Source organism: Aequorivita sublithincola DSM 14238, assembly GCF_000265385.1.
Taxonomy (GTDB): Bacteria; Bacteroidota; Bacteroidia; order Flavobacteriales; family Flavobacteriaceae; genus Aequorivita; species Aequorivita sublithincola.
The window spans coordinates 983,022-997,744 of record NC_018013.1 but is presented as its reverse complement, the minus strand read 5'-3'; the positions used below and the strand labels follow the sequence as shown (position 1 = coordinate 997,744).

Sequence of the window (14,723 nt, the reverse complement as noted above, 5' to 3'; positions counted from 1 at the left end):
TTTTGGATTATTTCAATTTAATCGTGATTCGTGTTTCCCTTAAGTCTTGGTTCATTTCACCTCAATCTCATCCACAAAAAGCCAAGCTTTTCCTCCGAAACCTAAATGCTCTTTCGGCAAATCGCCCAAGTTTTTTGCGATGATTTTTATGAATTGAATATTTTTAGCTACTTCAAATTGAATGGTTTTTATTTCAGTTTCTTCCGAAGGCTTTTCAGCTTCAATTTTTTTGATCGGCAATTCTGTAAAATCCGTTCCATTTTCTGAAACTGAACAAATAACTTCTGTAGGATAGAAAATCCAGCTGCGTTGATCCTGCAAGAAATTCACAGAAACCGTATTCACTTCTTTTGAAGAACCTAAATTAATAGTAGCTTTCAAATCTAAATCGTGATAGCCTTGCCAAGTTCCCGTTCTAAAATCATTTGCGCCGTGAATGCCGTCAATAAGTGCGTTCTTTCCGCCACCGTTGTATTGGTTGGCGTATTCGGTTTGTAGGGTTATACTGAGGTTTGGATCTATTTTGTAGAAATGGGTTGTTAGAATTGCACTTTTGGCGTTGTCTTTTTTCGAATACGTTTTTAAAATTATTTCTTCGGAAATAGTAAAAGGTTGATTGTATTTTTTGAATTCTGAATCATTTAAAGAATAAAAGATTTCAGTTTTTGCCGAAACAACTCCAAGCGAAATCTCCGTTTGGTTTTTAAAAGCCACATCTCCTTTTGCTATAAATGGCGCGGGAACAATAAGATTTTCCGTGATTTCCGTTTTCGGAATTTCTTCATCTTTTGTTGCCCAAGTAGAAGGTTTATCAGTCATTTTGAAAACCAGTTTTCCACCATCCATAATTTCGGAATGATATATAAAACTTCTGTTCAATGGTTTTCCGTTTAAGGTTACGGAAGCGATATATTTGTTTTTATCGGAAAGGTTTTCAGCCTCAATTTTAAAAGATTTTCTGTCTTCCAAATTAATGGTAGCACTTTCAAATAAAGGTGTTCCGATAATATATTGATTGCTAGCTGGCGTTACGGGATAAAAACCCATCGCACTGAAAACGTACCAAGCGCTCATCTGCCCGCAGTCTTCATTACCCGAAATTCCATCGGGAGCATTTTGATACAATTCATTTAAAATTTGATGAACTTTTTCCTGCGTTTTTGAGGGTTTGTTTACGAAATTATAAAGATAGGCCATATGGTGGCTCGGCTCATTCCCGTGAGCGTATTGCCCAATTAAACCAGTAATATCTACTTGCTGGCGACCAGAAGTTTCAACTTCGGCGGTAAATAATTCGTCTAACTGATTTTCAAATGCAGCTTTTCCGCCCATTAAATTTATCAATCCAGAAATATCTTGTGGTGCGTAAAAACTGTATTGCCAAGAGTTTGCTTCGGTGTAATTGAAATTTACTTCATAGGGATCAAAAGGTGCAAACCAAGTGTTGCGAAATCGACCTCGCATAAACTTAGTTTCGGGATCAAAAACGTTTTTATAGTATTGTGCTCTTTCAGTATAAATTTTATAATCTTCCATTTTTCCCATTGCTTTTGCCATTTCGGCAATCGTCCAATCATCATAAGCGTATTCCAAAGTTTTTGAAACCGATTCGCTTTCTTCTTCCACAGGAATAAAACCGAATTCTTTGTAACTTTTTAGCCCTAATTTGTCTTTCATTGCGCTGTGTTTCATCGCTTCAAAAGCTTTTTTGGTATCGTATCCACGAATTCCTTTTACATACGCATCGGCAATTACAGGCACGGCGTGGTAGCCAATCATACAACCTGTGTAATTGCCCGCTAATGGCCAAATGGGGAGGATTCCGCCTTCGTCGTGTTTTGCCAAAAGCGAATTTATAAAATCGTTTGTTCTCTCTTTTTCAATGATAGTATAAAGTGGATGTGCAGCGCGATAGGTATCCCAAAGTGAAAAAACCGTGTAATTCTGAAAGTCGTTGGATTGATGAATTTGCAAATCCATTCCACGATAGCGGCCATCAACATCTTGATAAATATTTGGTGCAATCATCGTGTGATAAAGCGCAGTATAAAAGATTGTTTTTTGGTTTTCGTTTTGGGTTTCGATTTCGATTTTTTTTAATTGTTTTTCCCAAGCAGTTTCGGCTTCTGTTTTTACTTGTTGAAAAGATTTATCGCCAATTTCAGTTTTCAGATTTTTCTTTGCCCCCGCTTCATCAACAGCTGAAATTGCTATTTTTATTTCAAGTTCGTTTCCTACGGAAGGGTCAAATTCAAAAGCAGCTTTCACTTTTTTACCTTCCCTTTTATCATCTAAAAAAGTAACATTTTTATAGGGTCGCGAAAATTCAATATTGAAAAAAAGTCGTTGATCTTTCGCCCAAGCATCAGAATGACGGTGGCCAGAAATTTCAGTTTTTGAAAGTATTTTAATTTCAGAACTCAACACTTTGTCGCGGTGTTCCAAATCTAGGATTACAATCTGTTTTGAATTTTTAGGAAATGTGTAATGATGAATTCCACTGCGTTCGGAAACCGTGAGTTTCACTTCAATATTAGTTTCATCTAAAAGAACTTTGTAAAATCCAGGAGAAGCGGTTTCATTTTTATGTAAAAAATGTGCGCGGTAGCCGCTTTTTCCATCCGCACCATTATTAAAATTCGCTGTATTTGTAGGCATTAAAAGCACATCGCCATAATCGCTAACGCCCGTTCCGCTGAGATGTGTGTGCGAAAATCCGTAAATATATTCATCACTATAATGATAGCCGCTACAGCCGTCCCAGCCGTCTAAGCGTGTGTCGGGACTTAGCTGCATCATCCCGAAAGGCATTGTGGCACCGGGATACGTGTGCCCGTGGCCGCCTGTGCCGATGAAGGGATTTACGAAGTCAATTAACTTCTTTGCTTTATTAATTTGCTGCGCATAACCATTTGCAACACAAAAAGAAATTATAAATATGCTAAGAAATTTAAAAGGCCATTTAAACATTTAGGAAAGGTAGGGAAAGCATTAAATAAAGTAAATTTTATTTGCAATTTTTTCAATTTTACAAGATTACGGTAATGATGCGTATACTATTATTGTAATTAGTATATCTTTAAATCCATATAATACAAGCTTTTGAAAATCGATATTTATTACAGTTTAGTCATAGCTGCAATTTTTCAAGGATTTTGGTTGAGTTATTTTATACTGCTAACTAAAAAATTTAATTCGAATGCCGCTAGATTTCTAGGGCTTTTAATTTTAGTTGTAACGATTTCTCAATTACAATATAACCTAGGAGAAACTGGTATCATTTCTTGGAAACAATTTAATATTATATATCTACCTATTGAATTTTTGGAAGCTCCATTTCTATATTTTTTCGCAACCTTTTATTTACAGCCTGATAGAAAAATTGTTACTGGAGAAAAAGCACTCTTCATTCCTTTTGTGTTTTTCATAGGTAATACTCTGCTTTACAAGAGTATTGCTTTTACTACCAATAAAAATTGGGATGAGCATCCTTTACTTCTTAGCTTGGTAGAAATAAATGTTCTTTATGGAGATTTTGTCAATATCTTATCACTATTTATTGTGCTTCTTATAGTACTATTTAAAATAGTTAGAACTGAAATTCAATCTAGAACCTATTATAGTGAAAATATACCTTCCGAATTTTTGTGGCTTAAAATTTTGTTGGTCGCTATTTTATTTTTATTGCTGTTTTGGGGGTATCACGCAATTCAGTTTTATTTTGATCAAAGCGTTTCCTATTTACCAGTTGATGTTGCTGTTAGTATTTTAATATATGTTTTGGGATATATCGGAATTCAAAAATTGAATATTATAAAAGAACGTGAAAATATTCGAACGTTTAATCGTTCACACGAACAGTTGTATTCTGTTGTTGAAGATTCAAAAAATGAAAACATTTCAAAAATTGAAGAAATTGTAATCAACAAACAGCGATATTTAGACTCTAATTTTTCTTCTGAAACTTTAGCTGAAGAACTTCAGCTTAGCACAAGCCATCTTTCACGTATTTTTAATAATGAAATGAATGTGAGCTTTACCGATTATATAAATACGCTTCGTGTTGAAGAAGCCAAAAAATATTTACGAACGCCCGAATTTTCAGGTTACACTTTAGTCGCAATTGGTCTTGAAGCTGGTTTCAATTCTAAAACTACATTTAATACCACCTTCAAAAAAATAACGGGTCAAACTCCTTCCCAGTTTAAAAAATCTTCTTCAAATTAGTTCCAATTTTTGCTATTTGCAGTAATCCGAACTCCTAAAATACTAGAGCACGGTACTTTCGATTCATAATTAATTTAAAACCAAATATTATGAAATCGTTCAAAACAATTTTTTCGGCACTTATTTTATGTGCAATCTTTCAACTTTCGGCAAATGCCCAATTAAAAACTTTTACCAATAGCACAGGAAACAATCTTTGGGAAGATGCAGCCAACTGGTCACCCGGTGGAGTGCCACAAGGTTCAAATGACGTATTGATTCCATCTGGTTTTGAGGTAGATGTTGCTGTTCTCACAGCGGTAAATGCGCTTACCTTAGAAGCCAATGCAGTGCTTAATATAGTGACCGGTTCACAATTTAGAACTTTTGGAGGAGCAACGTATGCTGCAGGCTCAATTATTAATTTTGAGGGAGGCTATTTTAGCAGTTATAATTTTTCTGCTACTATTAATGGTCAACTAAATATTTTTGGAGGTGACCCAAAACATCTGGCAGGCAATATTTTAATAAACAATCAGATGAATGTTGCATCTGGAGTATTAGACTTAGATTATAGTGGTAGCGCCAGCCAATTCTTAACAATTACTTCAAGTGGAGTAATGACCGTGGGTGATGCCAGCTTTGCCAGCGCGCCTTTTGGTGGACTTTTAATTAATGAGGGATTGATTCAAAAAACATCAGGCGCTGGAACATTTACAATTAGTAGTTCGTTTGAAAATAATGACGGCACCATAAATATAGATAGTGGTTCTATAATGCTTTCTGGACTTATGACTTTAACAGATGGAGAATACAATGTAAACTCAAATGGATTTTTAGAATTAAATGGCGATATTCCAAATTTTATAATCGGAACCCTTACAGGGCAATTAGATGGTCCGTTTATAGTTGATGGCGGTGGTTTGAGGATTGAAAACAATGGCGTAAATTTTTTAGATTTTTCTGGCCCTGCAGGAGTAGTATGGCGTGGAGGTACTCTTACTGCACAAGCAGCAGCAGGAACCGTTTTAGTAAATAATGGACTAATAAATTTTACAGGAACAGGCAGCCAACAAACACAACTTGCAGGTGGTGCGGTATTTCAAAATGAGGGTACTATTTTATTTGATGCAGCAGCAAACAATCTTTCTATCGGACAAGGTTCAATATTCGAAAATCGTGAACTTGGTGTTATTACAGTTGTAGATGGCGTTAATATTTCTGGCGGACCCTTTATAAACACAGGTCTTATCCAAAAAACAACTGGAACAGGCACTGCAACATTAGCAAGCTTAACTAATAACAGCCCAGGAATTTTGAGTGTTGAAACAGGAAATATGAGTTTTAATGTCAACTTTGATGGCGATGGTATTATTACGGGAGCAGGATCTATAGGCACAAATTACAACACAGAAATTGGGCAAACTATAGCACCAGGAAATAATGGTGTGGGAACACTTACTTATAACAATACATTAGATTTTGAAGCCACCCCAGATTGTATTTATCAGTTAGAAATTAATGGTACCGCCGCAGGAACGGAGCACGATGTATTTGCCATTACTAATAAAGCGAGGTTATTTGGAACACTGGATATTATTCTAGGTTATAATGCACAGTTAAATGATGAATTTGTGATTATGACTTTTCCTAATAGAAATGAATGTGAACTCCCTGCGCAAGTAACAGCATCCTTTGGCAATGGCACGTATACGTATGATGTTGTTTGCAACCCAGATAACGTTACTTTAAAAGTAGTCGATATAGTTTTAGGGCTGGAAGACAATCAACTTTCTAATGCAGTTTTATATCCCAATCCAACTTCAGGAAATTTCACTATAGATTTAGGTAAAAATTATTCAGAAATAAATATGAATATCACAAACATCCTCGGGCAAGTAGTTGCTTTTGAACGATTTGCAAATACAGATACTTTAGAAATCAACCTTCAAGGTAGTCCGGGGATTTATTTTGTAAACATTACAACAGGTGAAGATTTTTCTGAAACACTAAAGGTTTTAAAAGAGTGATCCCAACTGTTAAATAGATATATCTGTATTTAGTAATAGCCTTATCTTTGGAAAAAAAGTTAAGGCTATGCTTCGTTGGGCGATTTTTATTATACTTTATACCTTGGTTGATATCTATGCTTTTCAAGCCTTAAAAACACTTACTAAAAATCCTTGGATTTATGGAATCTACGTGTTTGTCTCACTCGCTATCTTAGCAGCCTTGATTTACCAAATATCCACGATGGGAGCAGGTAAAGTGCTGGACATTAAAACCATGTATGTTTTTGGGATATTTCTTGTAGTCTTCGTCCCAAAATTAATCGTGATCATTTTTATGTTTGCCGAAGATATTGGCAGGTTCTTCACAGGTATATTCATGAAAATAGCGGGAAGTACAGAAGTTCCATTTATGGCTTCCCGAAGAAAATTTGTGAGCACCATTGCTTTGGGAATCGCCGCTATTCCTTTCGCATCTCTTATTTATGGAATGGTTCAAGGAAAGTATAATTATAAAGTTTTGAAATACGCTTTGGAATTTGACGATTTGCCGGAAGAATTTGACGGTTTTACACTAACACAAATAAGCGATATACACAGCGGTAGCTTTGACAATCATCATAAAGTGGAATATGCCGTGAATCTTATAAACGAACAGAAAAGTGATGTAATTCTATTTACTGGCGATTTGGTGAATAATGTCGCTGATGAAATGAACGATTGGAAGGAACTTTTTTCAACTCTAAAAGCGCCAGAAGGTGTTTTTTCGGTATTAGGAAATCACGATTATGGCGATTATGTAAATTGGAAAAGTGCGACGGAAAAAAATGAAAATCTTCAAAAATTGAAAGCTATTCAAAAAGATATGGGGTGGGATTTGCTTTTGAATGAAAATAAATATTTAGAAAGAAACGGAAAAAAAATAGCTTTGGTAGGCGTTGAAAATTGGGGAGAAAACGGTTTTAAACAAGCTGGAGATCTTGATAAAGCTTGCGTTGGAATTTCAGAAAAAGATTTTAAAATTTTGATGAGCCACGATCCATCACATTGGCAGGCGAAAGTGAAAGAGGATCCACGTAATTTTCAGCTTACTTTAAGCGGCCATACGCACGGTATGCAATTTGGAATTGAAATTCCGGGTTGGTTTAAATGGAGCCCGATAAAATATAGATATAAAAATTGGGCAGGAATTTATGAGGAATTTGGAAGATATATAAATGTTAACCGAGGATTCGGCTTTTTGGGCTATCCAGGACGCGTTGGAATTTGGCCCGAAATCTCTGTTATTCAACTTAAAAAAAGACAGAATAACGTATAATAATTGGGAAATGTTATATTTGTAGTACAGTCTTTTAACTAATACAGTAGGCAAATGTCAAAATTTGGAGAATTAATTGAAACCCGAATCCCAGTTCTGTTGGACTTTTATGCAGAATATGACGATGCTTCCAAAGAAATGCACCCAGTTTTGCGCGATGTTGCCGCAGCTTTGGGCGATAAAGCGCGAGTAATAAAAATTGATGTGGACAAAAACAAAGAGCTTGCCGAAGCGCTTCGCGTAAAAGGACTTCCCACTTTAATGATCTACAAAAATGGCGAAATGAAATGGCGCCAGAGTGGAGAGCAGGATGCCAATACGCTTATTGGTCTTGTTAATGAGTACGTTTAGCCTCAAAATATTCAAATCCTTCTTTTTCTGCTTTTTTTTTCTTAAAATAGTATACTAAAAATATCTATTTGGCGAATCTATTGCCAAAACATTCCTCAAATCCAGCAGTTTAGCTGAATTCTTACAAAAATGTTAAACTTTTGAAACTTTATCGTTAACTGTACGTTTTTTCGGTTTAAAGCCTTTAATTTGTCGGAGAAATTCTACTTTATTTTCTACTGCTATGAAAGATTCCTACATAAAATTTTTTATTGGCAGAAGTTTGCCTTTTATCGCGCTTCTGTTTTTATCTTTAACTGTACAGTCCCAAGTGGGTATTGGGAATACAAATCCCAATCCTTCTTCTGCACTGGATATTACCTCTACAACCCAAGGTTTACTCGCACCGAGAATGACTACGGCGCAGCGAACAACTATTGCAACACCTGCAAACAGTTTGTTGGTATATGATACGGATCTTAAGTCTTTTTATTATTATAATCTTCCCTCAACAGCTTGGGTGAAAATAAATTCAGGTTCCGATCAAAGGAATAATTATAAACTTGTGAAATCTGCGGCAGATTTGGCTCCAGAACTTGTTGCTGGGGGTGGAAACTCTTACAAGCTTTTTTTAAATACCTATTACGAAATAAATGGAACCATTACACTTGCAGCACCCATAAATTTAAATGATGCGTTCGTATCTGGACTTGATGCAAACGAGGATAAACTTATTAGGACAAATGGCCCTGTATTTGAAGGAATAACGGGAGGGAATATTCGGAATGTTACAATATCCGGTGGATCTGGCGCAAGTGCTTTCAACATTACCGGCGGTACAACGCTTGTGATACAGAACACGATAATAGCAAATTTGGGTAGTGTGGGAACCATTTCAAATGTTGGTCTCTATTTTGGAAATATTATACAGTTTATTAACAATACTACGGGAATAACTTATAGTAACATTTCTAGTTTATTATTGAGTAATCAAGGGTGGTTTGCTACAAATAGTGGCACTTTTGAAACTTATATCGGTACTTTTGGGTTGATTGAAAAAGTGAACGGCGTAAGTAATGTTCTTCCTGGAAGAACGGGAATGCAAACAACTGGCATTACGTCTATTACGGATGGTGCGGTATTAAGCCAAGTGGTATTTTATGGAGGGGGAACATATGTGAACGGATCTTCTCCTTATACTGGATATAATTTTAGTAAAGACTGGACCGTAGATTGCCCTGGCATTCCAAGAGAAGGGGATGGAGTGGCAACTGGTGATATAAATCTTTCAGCTGACGTTGGTAGTGGAGCGGTAACTACATTTAGTGGTACCGGTACATCAAGTCGAAAAAAAGTTGCTGGAACAACTACTTCAAACAGTCTCTTTCGTTTTACTAGAGATGGAGATAATAAAATAATATATAAGGGATCAAAAAAAAGGTATTTTCAAGTAGCTGCATCTGTTTCTTATCAATCTACTGCTGACCTTACACTTATACTATATATAGCTAAAAATGGCAGTGTTATTACAGAAACTAAAGTTTATGGTCGTGGTGCTACTGGTTTTTTTACAAATGCTGGAATCTTAGCGTTGCCTATTATAGGTACAATTGAATTAAAAACAAATGACTATATTGAGATTTGGGCTGAACGCTTTGACGGTGCCGGAAATATGAATACTGTATCCTTAAATTTAATTGCGCGATAATATTAATTAATACTTCTTAACTGCAAACCTTTCTCCCCAATAATCCCCAAAACCTTCGGCAAAACATACCGAAGGTTTTTTTCTGCCTTTAAACTATCGTGAAAAACTACCACGCTGCCAGGTTTAATATTTTTCAAAACATTTTGCAGGCATTTTTCTTCTGAAATAGTTGCGTCGTAGTCATAACTAATAATATCCCACATCACTATTTTATAACCTTTTTTCTGAAGAATTTTAGCCTGTGAAGGAGTTATTTTTCCATAAGGCGGACGGAAGAGAGATTGTTGATTGCTGATTGTTGATTGTTGATTGTTGATCTTTGAATTATTTATCATTTCTCTTTCAGCCTTTTCAACATTTTCAACATATTCCGAAGTTTTTGTTTTAGTTCCTTTTAAATGATTAAAAGTATGGTTGCCAACGGAATGTCCTTCTGCAAGAATTCTTCGGAAAATTTCTGGATGTTTTTGAACATTCTCGCCAATACAGAAAAACGTGGCTTTGGCGTTGTATTTTTTTAGTTCGTCCAAAACCCAAGGCGTAACTTCAGGGATTGGACCATCGTCAAAAGTTAAATAAACTGAATTTTCTGAACGCGAAAAAGCCCAAATTCGCTCAGGGTATAACCTCTGAATGAATCTGGGCATTTTTACAAAATTGAATTTCAACTTTCTTAATTTATGGGAACTTGCTTTTCAATTTTTTTTGTAGGCTCTTCTTCCATTTTTTTCAGCAGATTTGAGTCTAAAGGAATTTCCATTGTAGAATCTGGTTCAATGTCTTTATCCAAATCCATTGCTTCATCCGGGGAATAGAAGTGGCGGAAAAGTTTTAGATATTCATTAAATTTCTTGGCTTCTGCACGCGCGAAGGTTTCATCGTCGTACACAACTGCAAGTTGCACTAAGCTTCGGTAGCGTTCCATATCGCTAATAATGTCTGAAGCGATAGCGCGTTGTTTGTTAAATTTTAAGCTATTGTAATACAACAAATGTTCTTGATACAATTTTGTAACTTCTTCATATACTTTGCGTGCTTTTTCTTTTTTGCCCAACTCGTAGTACCCAATAACAAAAGGTTCAAGAAGGCTGTAATATTCAAAATATTCTACAGGCATTTTCTCCATTGCAAGATCTAGGATTTTTTCAGCCTTTTCCTTTTCATCATTGTTTATTAAGGCTTCAGCGAGACGAGCGAGGTTGCTTCTGTATGTAATTCCGTTTCGTCGGGTTTCGGTGTCGTGATAAATGTCTGGACTACCACTGTTGCCCCAATCCCAAGACATAACGATATCGTACATTTTGTTGGCGTCAATTCTGCCCATATCAAAAGGATTGCGTTTGTCTATCGCCGTTTTTATGGGAACTAATTTATAGACCACACCGTCTAATTGTAAATAATCTTTCATCCATAAATAATCGTCATCACCAAAACTTCCGCCGCTAAAATAAATAGGGCGTTCCCAGTTATTATTGGCAATAATATCTAGCATCAACATTCTGTTTTTATATAGAATGTCGCCTTTTAAATTAATGTCTATATATGGAACGATTTTATCGGCATCTTTTGGATCTACGATTCCGTTTTTCAGAACTGCTTCCTTGTCCACAGGAATACGAATTATTTTTGAAGGGAAGGTATTTACCACTTGCCCGCTCGGCAATTCCATTTGGGTGGCGGGACTGTCGTTGGCTATAAAATTCATCCAAGTTTTAATGTCGATAGTATCTTGGTTTGTTTTCTGGAATATTAAAAAGTCCCGATTTCCTGCTCGGTATTTTTTGTGGGTTAATTGTGAAGGAATTGGATCGCTGGTGAAGGCTTTCTTCTTCATATCATCAATATACCAATCCGTTTGAAAAAGGCTAGTGTTAATAATACGCACATCTTGACGATAGTGTTCCACGTTTTGGGCATACCACAATGCGAAAGTGTCATTATCGCCAATGGTGAAAAGAATGGCGTTTTTATCGCAGGAATCTAGATACATTTTGCCCATAGATTGTGCGGTATAGCGGTTGCTGCGATCGTGATCGTCCCAGTTTTGGGTTGCCAATAATATTGGGGCGGCTAGAGCTGAAACAATTAGCACAACTGGAAGAGCAACTTTTGGTTTCACATAATTTTTCATTAGGTCGAAAAGTGCATATACGCCGTAACCAATCCAAAGTGCGAAAACATAAAAACTTCCTACTAATGCATAGTCTCTCTCCCGAGGTTCAAATGGTCGTTCATTAAGGTAAATTTTTAGCGCAAGTCCTGTAAATAGAAAAAGTACCAACAAGACCCAGAAACTTTTTTGATCGTTTTTAAAGTGAAAAACCAAACCTATAATTCCTAAAATGAGCGGTAGAAAAAAGTAAGTATTTCTGGCTTTGTTGTTTTTCATATCGCTTGGCAGACTGTCTTGATTGCCCAAACGGAGTTCGTCTATAAATTTCACGCCACTTATCCAGTTGCCGTGTAAATCTGTGTATTGACCTTGAACATCGTCTTGTCTTCCGGTAAAATTCCACATAAAATATCGCCAGTACATATATCCAAACTGAAATTCAAACATAAATTTCATATTCTGAAAAAATGTAGGCTTTTGAATATCGAGATATTGCCCAAAATTCTTCAGAAACTTGTCGTAATCCTTTGTATCAACAAGTCCTTGGTTGTAGGCTTGCTTAAATTTGTTTACTTCATCAACTAGTCTGGGTTCGCTTAAATAATCACTTTTTATGGAAAAATCTAAACCACCAGTAAACTCCATATAATTACCACTATGTTCCGTACTCCACATTCTCGGGAAGAACCCTTTTTGTGAGTCTTCAGTGTTTTGGCCAGCGTTTTTGTAGTTGTTTACAATAATATATTTGCCAGTCGCCTCGTCTTTTTCATAATTTGGCTTGTCGTCTTTATAAGGATTGTCTTCATCTAAACCAACATAGCTTTCAGTAAAAAACGGCCCATAAAAAAGATGCGTTTCTGGATATTGCTCACGGTTATAATAAGCTAGAAGTTCACGAGCATTGTCTGGATTATTCTCGTTGATTACAGTCCCTGCGTTAGCACGAATAGGAAGCATCAACCAGCTTGAAAACCCTATGAAAATAAAAAGTACGCAAAGCAATAAGGTGTTCAATTGTACAAAACCTTTTTTCCGGGTAACGCGCAGAAAGTACACAAAAAGTACAACAAACAGCAGCGCTGCGAAAATGGTACCTGAGTTAAATGGAAGTCCAATACTGTTTACGAAAAACAATTCCGAAGCACTGAAAAACTTCATTGTCCAAGGCAATAAAAGCTTAAAAATTAAAAGAAGAATAGCAACTGTAACAACATTTGCAATTATGAAGTTTTTAACGGTAATGGTTTTGTAATGTTTGAAGAAATACATAAACCCAATGGCCGGAATGGTGAGAAGTGCCATAAAGTGAACCCCAAAGGAAAGCCCTATAATAAATGCAATCAGAATAATCCAACGATTTCCACGAGGTTCAAGCATTTCACGTTCCCAGCGTAGGGCAGTATAAAACAAGACAGCCATTAAGAAAGTGGCGCTGGCATATACTTCGGCTTCAACGGCGTTAAACCAGAAACTATCTGTAAAAGCGAAGGCGAGAGAGCCGATGGCTGCGCTTCCTAAAATTGCTATACCGTTAATTTTTTCAATTTCATGATGTTTTGAAACAATATTGGTGAGCAAAATAGTAAGCGACCAAAACATAAATAGAATGGTAAATGCACTTGCAAAAACTGACATCAAGTTAATGGTAAGCGCAATATATGAGGCATCTGGCGCAAAAATTGAGAAAAAAGCTCCCAACAATTGAAAAAGCGGAGCTCCTGGAGGATGGCCAACTTCAAGGTTACTGGAAGTGGCAATATATTCGCCGGCGTCCCAGAAACTTACCGTTGGTTCTACGGTTAGCCAGAAACTGGTAAGAGCAATTGCGAAGACAAGCCAGCCAGTGATTTTGTTCCATTTTATAAAGTTGAAAGAACCCATAAGTACGTTTAAATTTTAATGGGACGAATTTACTAATAATAAATATAGCTCCAAGTATGTAATTGAGGTAACGTACAATATGCTATGATATTTTTAACTATTAAAAGACAAACAAAAAAAGAAGTGTATTTTTATAATAAAATATTTGTACAAGCGAAAGTTTGTATTAAATTTGCACTCTTATTATTGGAATTGGCCCATGGTGTAACTGGCAACACGTCTGTTTTTGGTACAGAAGAGTCTAGGTTCGAGCCCTAGTGGGCCAACAAAAATGAAATTCCAATCTTGAAAAAGGTTGGGATTTTTATTTTATCTCAATTTTTCCAAATTATCAAAAACTTGTTGGCCCACGTGACCGTGGGTGATATAAGGATAAAAGCTGGAAGCTTTTATCCTTATACCGTTTCCTCTAACATATCCCAATCTTGAAAAAGGTTGGGATTTTTATTTTATCTCAATTTTTCCAAATTATCTAAACCTGCCGTGTCAGGACCGATTTTTTGCATAAACTCGCTATTTGTTCTCAATCATTTTCATGTAAAACCTCATCCTCATTTTTTATCAAGTAGTCAAAAGCAACGTTAACCAATTCATTTAGCTTCATTTTCTTTTTATCTGCAATTATGGCAAGCTTTCTATGTCTTGTGGAACCTGCACGAACATTAAAAACTCCTTTAAAATATTTATCGGGTTCTTTCCCCAATTGTTTGCAAGTTTTCAAATAGTCTTCAACGGCCTCATTAAAAGAATTTGTTAAATCTTCAACAGATTGCGCTTCATAATTCACTAAATCATTTATACCGATAACTTTTCCATAAAGACATTTGTCTTCAGCACTATATTCAACGGTTCTGATATATCCTTTGTGTTTTAAATAATTTGTCATAGTTCTAATTTTTCTAATAGTGGCCTAATAACGTATTGTTTAACTATATTAGATGGGTGAGGTTTGTGTAAATTTATAATGTCGTTTTCTTTATTTGAAAATTTTACTCTTGAGCCTCCTGTCTTTCCCTTTTTTGTAATTTCACAATAATCTAGAAAATTCAAAATTTCTACGAGTTCGTCCCAAGTTAAATCTTTTGGAACACTTTTGAGCTTGTCTAAAAGTTTTTCAATTTTACTCATTTACAAATATTTTTTTGATTCTTTAAA

At 35.8% G+C, this 14,723-nt stretch carries 10 protein-coding genes and 1 tRNA gene; 6 read left to right on the top strand and 5 right to left on the bottom strand.

Annotated elements, in window-relative coordinates:
• Window positions 1-51: 51 nt before the first annotated feature.
• Window positions 52-2,970: a GH92 family glycosyl hydrolase gene (locus tag AEQSU_RS04695; RefSeq protein WP_014781713.1), complete on the bottom strand. Its 2,919-nt coding sequence runs from the start codon at window positions 2,968-2,970 to the stop codon at window positions 52-54.
• 132 nt (window positions 2,971-3,102) lie between these two features.
• Here AEQSU_RS04695 and AEQSU_RS04690 point away from each other — a divergent pair, with 132 nt between their 5' ends.
• From AEQSU_RS04690 to AEQSU_RS04670, 5 genes are all read left to right on the top strand, one after another.
• The gene (locus AEQSU_RS04690) at window positions 3,103-4,227 is read left to right on the top strand and encodes a helix-turn-helix domain-containing protein (RefSeq protein WP_014781712.1); all 1,125 of its coding nucleotides are present in this window, start codon (window positions 3,103-3,105) and stop codon (window positions 4,225-4,227) included.
• 89 nt (window positions 4,228-4,316) lie between these two features.
• A complete protein-coding gene (locus AEQSU_RS04685; RefSeq protein ID WP_014781711.1) occupies window positions 4,317-6,236 on the top strand; it encodes a T9SS type A sorting domain-containing protein in 1,920 nt (639 codons plus the stop codon).
• A gap of 67 nt (window positions 6,237-6,303) precedes the next feature.
• On the top strand, window positions 6,304-7,533 hold the full coding sequence (locus AEQSU_RS04680; protein WP_014781710.1) for a metallophosphoesterase: 1,230 nt from the start codon (window positions 6,304-6,306) through the stop codon (window positions 7,531-7,533).
• 54 nt (window positions 7,534-7,587) lie between these two features.
• Window positions 7,588-7,884 carry a thioredoxin family protein gene (locus tag AEQSU_RS04675; protein ID WP_014781709.1) on the top strand — a complete coding sequence of 99 codons (297 nt, stop codon included), beginning with the start codon at window positions 7,588-7,590 and terminating at the stop codon, window positions 7,882-7,884.
• Between the two features lie 223 nt (window positions 7,885-8,107).
• On the top strand, window positions 8,108-9,571 hold the full coding sequence (locus AEQSU_RS04670; protein WP_014781708.1) for a hypothetical protein: 1,464 nt from the start codon (window positions 8,108-8,110) through the stop codon (window positions 9,569-9,571).
• A 2-nt stretch (window positions 9,572-9,573) separates the two neighbouring features.
• On the opposite strand, the gene AEQSU_RS04665 is transcribed toward AEQSU_RS04670, so the two are convergent.
• The gene (locus AEQSU_RS04665; RefSeq protein ID WP_014781707.1) at window positions 9,574-10,218 is read right to left on the bottom strand and encodes a polysaccharide deacetylase family protein; all 645 of its coding nucleotides are present in this window, start codon (window positions 10,216-10,218) and stop codon (window positions 9,574-9,576) included.
• Window positions 10,219-10,244: 26 nt separating this feature from the next.
• Complete coding sequence (locus tag AEQSU_RS04660) at window positions 10,245-13,568, bottom strand: glycosyltransferase family 117 protein (protein ID WP_014781706.1); 3,324 nt, start codon at window positions 13,566-13,568, stop codon at window positions 10,245-10,247.
• A 193-nt stretch (window positions 13,569-13,761) separates the two neighbouring features.
• Between AEQSU_RS04660 and AEQSU_RS04655 the strand changes: the two genes are divergently transcribed.
• Window positions 13,762-13,834: transfer RNA gene (locus AEQSU_RS04655), tRNA-Gln, on the top strand.
• A 257-nt stretch (window positions 13,835-14,091) separates the two neighbouring features.
• Here the strand turns inward: AEQSU_RS04655 and AEQSU_RS04650 are convergent.
• Complete coding sequence (locus AEQSU_RS04650) at window positions 14,092-14,454, bottom strand: type II toxin-antitoxin system HicB family antitoxin (protein ID WP_014781705.1); 363 nt, start codon at window positions 14,452-14,454, stop codon at window positions 14,092-14,094.
• Complete coding sequence (locus tag AEQSU_RS04645) at window positions 14,451-14,696, bottom strand: type II toxin-antitoxin system HicA family toxin (protein WP_014781704.1); 246 nt, start codon at window positions 14,694-14,696, stop codon at window positions 14,451-14,453. Before AEQSU_RS04645 ends, AEQSU_RS04650 begins: the two co-directional genes overlap by 4 nt.
• Window positions 14,697-14,723: the final 27 nt, after the last annotated feature.

Excerpts from the sequence above, each read along its gene's own strand:
- AEQSU_RS04665 (WP_014781707.1), bottom strand. The coding sequence starts at position 10,218 with ATGCCCAGATTCATTCAGAGGTTATACCCTGAGCGAATTTGGGCTTTT.
- AEQSU_RS04685 (WP_014781711.1), top strand. The coding sequence starts at position 4,317 with ATGAAATCGTTCAAAACAATTTTTTCGGCACTTATTTTATGTGCAATC.
- AEQSU_RS04695 (WP_014781713.1), bottom strand. The coding sequence starts at position 2,970 with ATGTTTAAATGGCCTTTTAAATTTCTTAGCATATTTATAATTTCTTTT.
- AEQSU_RS04675 (WP_014781709.1), top strand. The coding sequence starts at position 7,588 with ATGTCAAAATTTGGAGAATTAATTGAAACCCGAATCCCAGTTCTGTTG.
- AEQSU_RS04650 (WP_014781705.1), bottom strand. The coding sequence starts at position 14,454 with ATGACAAATTATTTAAAACACAAAGGATATATCAGAACCGTTGAATAT.
- AEQSU_RS04680 (WP_014781710.1), top strand. The coding sequence starts at position 6,304 with ATGCTTCGTTGGGCGATTTTTATTATACTTTATACCTTGGTTGATATC.
- AEQSU_RS04660 (WP_014781706.1), bottom strand. The coding sequence starts at position 13,568 with ATGGGTTCTTTCAACTTTATAAAATGGAACAAAATCACTGGCTGGCTT.
- AEQSU_RS04645 (WP_014781704.1), bottom strand. The coding sequence starts at position 14,696 with ATGAGTAAAATTGAAAAACTTTTAGACAAGCTCAAAAGTGTTCCAAAA.
- AEQSU_RS04670 (WP_014781708.1), top strand. The coding sequence starts at position 8,108 with ATGAAAGATTCCTACATAAAATTTTTTATTGGCAGAAGTTTGCCTTTT.